The sequence below is a fragment of the Stenotrophomonas rhizophila genome, assembly GCF_007667275.1.
Taxonomy (GTDB): Bacteria; Pseudomonadota; Gammaproteobacteria; order Xanthomonadales; family Xanthomonadaceae; genus Stenotrophomonas; species Stenotrophomonas maltophilia_AE.
Genome location: NZ_VDQT01000009.1, coordinates 1 through 3,242 on the forward strand (window position 1 = coordinate 1; position 3,242 = coordinate 3,242).

A 3,242-nucleotide genomic window follows, 5' to 3' on the forward strand; every position below is an offset into this window, starting at 1 on the left:
TCTATCGACATGTCATGTCGGCCAAGGCAACTTGAGGTTATATGGTCAAGCCACACGGATCATTAGTATCAGTTAGCTCAATACATTGCTGTACTTACACACCTGACCTATCAACCACATAGTCTATATGGTTCCTTCAGGGGGCTTGTGCCCCGGGAGATCTCATCTTGAGGCGCGCTTCCCGCTTAGATGCTTTCAGCGGTTATCGCTTCCGAACATAGCTACCCGGCAATGCCACTGGCGTGACAACCGGAACACCAGAGGTTCGTCCACTCCGGTCCTCTCGTACTAGGAGCAGCCCCTCTCAAATCTCCAACGCCCATGGCAGATAGGGACCGAACTGTCTCACGACGTTCTGAACCCAGCTCGCGTACCACTTTAAATGGCGAACAGCCATACCCTTGGGACCGACTACAGCCCCAGGATGTGATGAGCCGACATCGAGGTGCCAAACACCGCCGTCGATATGAACTCTTGGGCGGTATCAGCCTGTTATCCCCGGAGTACCTTTTATCCGTTGAGCGATGGCCCTTCCATACAGAACCACCGGATCACTAAGTCCTAGTTTCCTACCTGCTTGATCCGTCGATCTTGCAGTCAAGCACGCTTATGCCTTTGCACACAGTGCGCGATGTCCGACCGCGCTGAGCGTACCTTCGAGCTCCTCCGTTACTCTTTAGGAGGAGACCGCCCCAGTCAAACTACCCACCATACACGGTCCCCGACCCAGATAATGGGCCCAGGTTAGAACGTCAAGCACGACAGGGTGGTATTTCAAGGATGGCTCCACCACAGCTAGCGCCATGGTTTCATAGCCTCCCACCTATCCTACACAGACGAACTCAACGTTCAGTGTAAAGCTATAGTAAAGGTTCACGGGGTCTTTCCGTCTTGCCACGGGAACGCTGCATCTTCACAGCGATTTCAATTTCACTGAGTCTCGGGTGGAGACAGCGCCGCTGTCGTTACGCCATTCGTGCAGGTCGGAACTTACCCGACAAGGAATTTCGCTACCTTAGGACCGTTATAGTTACGGCCGCCGTTTACTGGGGCTTCGATCAAGAGCTTCGCCTTGCGGCTGACCCCATCAATTAACCTTCCAGCACCGGGCAGGCGTCACACCCTATACGTCCACTTTCGTGTTTGCAGAGTGCTGTGTTTTTGATAAACAGTCGCAGCGGCCTGGTTACTGCGGCCCTCTTCAGCTATAGCTCGCATGAGCCACCAAAAAGGGCGCACCTTCTCCCGAAGTTACGGTGCCATGTTGCCTAGTTCCTTCACCCGAGTTCTCTCAAGCGCCTGAGAATTCTCATCCTACCCACCTGTGTCGGTTTACGGTACGGTCTGCGTAAGCTGAAGCTTAGGAGCTTTTCCTGGAAGCGTGGTATCAGTGACTTTGTCTTAAAGACTCGTCTCGGTGCTCGGTCTTAAAGGATCCCGGATTTGCCAAAGATCCAAACCTACCGCCTTTCCCCCGGACAACCAACGCCGGGTACACCTAACCTTCTCCGTCCCTCCATCGCACTTACGCGAGGTGCAGGAATATTAACCTGCTTCCCATCGACTACGACTTTCGTCCTCGCCTTAGGGGCCGACTCACCCTGCGCCGATTAACGTTGCGCAAGGAAACCTTGGGCTTTCGGCGTGCGGGTTTTTCACCCGCATTATCGTTACTCATGTCAGCATTCGCACTTCCGATACCTCCAGCAGACTTCTCAATCCACCTTCAACGGCTTACGGAACGCTCCTCTACCGCGTACATATAAATATGCACACCCCAAGCTTCGGTTCACTGCTTAGCCCCGTTAAATCTTCCCCGCAGACCGACTCGACCAGTGAGCTATTACGCTTTCTTTAAAGGGTGGCTGCTTCTAAGCCAACCTCCTGGCTGTCTGTGCCTTTCCACATGGTTTTCCACTTAGCAGTGAATTTGGGACCTTAGCTGTGGGTCTGGGTTGTTTCCCTTTTCACGACGGACGTTAGCACCCGCCGTGTGTCTCCCATACAGTCCGTCTCGGTATTCGGAGTTTGCAATGGTTTGGTAAGTCGCGATGACCCCCTAGCCATAACAGTGCTCTACCCCCGAGAGGATACATATGAGGCGCTACCTAAATAGCTTTCGAGGAGAACCAGCTATCTCCGGGTTCGATTAGCTTTTCACTCCTAATCACAGCTCATCCCCGTCTTTTGCAACAGACGTGGGTTCGGGCCTCCAGTACCTGTTACGGCACCTTCACCCTGGCCATGACTAGATCACCCGGTTTCGGGTCTACTGCCCGCGACTATGCGCCCTTATCAGACTCGGTTTCCCTTCGCCTCCCCTATACGGTTAAGCTTGCCACGAACAGTAAGTCGCTGACCCATTATACAAAAGGTACGCAGTCACTCTTTCGAGCTCCTACTGCTTGTACGCACACGGTTTCAGGATCTATTTCACTCCCCTCTCCGGGGTTCTTTTCGCCTTTCCCTCACGGTACTGGTTCACTATCGGTCGGTCAGTAGTATTTAGCCTTGGAGGATGGTCCCCCCATGTTCAGACAGGGTTTCACGTGCCCCGCCCTACTCGTCTTCACTGGAGTGGCCCTTTTAAATACAGGGCTATCACCTTCTATGGCCAGCCGTTCCAGGCTGTTTTTCTAGAACCATTCCAGCTTAAGGGCTAGTCCCCGTTCGCTCGTCGCTACTCAGGGAATCTCGGTTGATTTCTTTTCCTCTGGTTACTTAGATATTTCAGTTCACCAGGTTCGCTTCCAGCAGCTATGTATTCACTGCAGGATACCCGCAAGCGGGTGGGTTTCCCCATTCGGACATTACCGGATCAAAGCTTGTTGCCAGCTCCCCGATACTTTTCGCAGGCTGCCACGTCCTTCATCGCCTCTGACCGCCAAGGCATCCACCGTGTGCGCTTATTCGCTTGACCATATAACCTCAAGTTGCCTTGCGGTTATATATATGACCCGGGGGTACAAAGCCCGGATACGAAATATAACGACTCAATTAATAAGAAGACATTTAAGTCTTCCGCCTTAGCCTCACGACACGTCAAGATAGATATCTCAAACGCTCGCTACGTCACAAGTTTTAAAAGAACACGTACCGGCCACAGTGCCGATGCGTAATAAATTCTTTGTATGCGCTGGTCATTCAGAGTTGGTGGGTCTGGGTAGACTCGAACTACCGACCTCACCCTTATCAGGGGTGCGCTCTAACCACCTGAGCTACAGACCCAATGTCCGTTTAGC

General features: G+C 52.7%; 1 tRNA gene and 1 rRNA gene. Both read right to left on the reverse strand.

Annotation, left to right across the window (positions count from 1 at the left end):
* Positions 1-41: 41 nt before the first annotated feature.
* Positions 42-2,920, reverse strand: a 23S ribosomal RNA gene (locus FSZ13_RS18130).
* 231 nt (positions 2,921-3,151) lie between these two features.
* Positions 3,152-3,228, reverse strand: a tRNA-Ile gene (locus FSZ13_RS18135).
* Between the last annotated feature and the right edge of the window lie 14 nt (positions 3,229-3,242).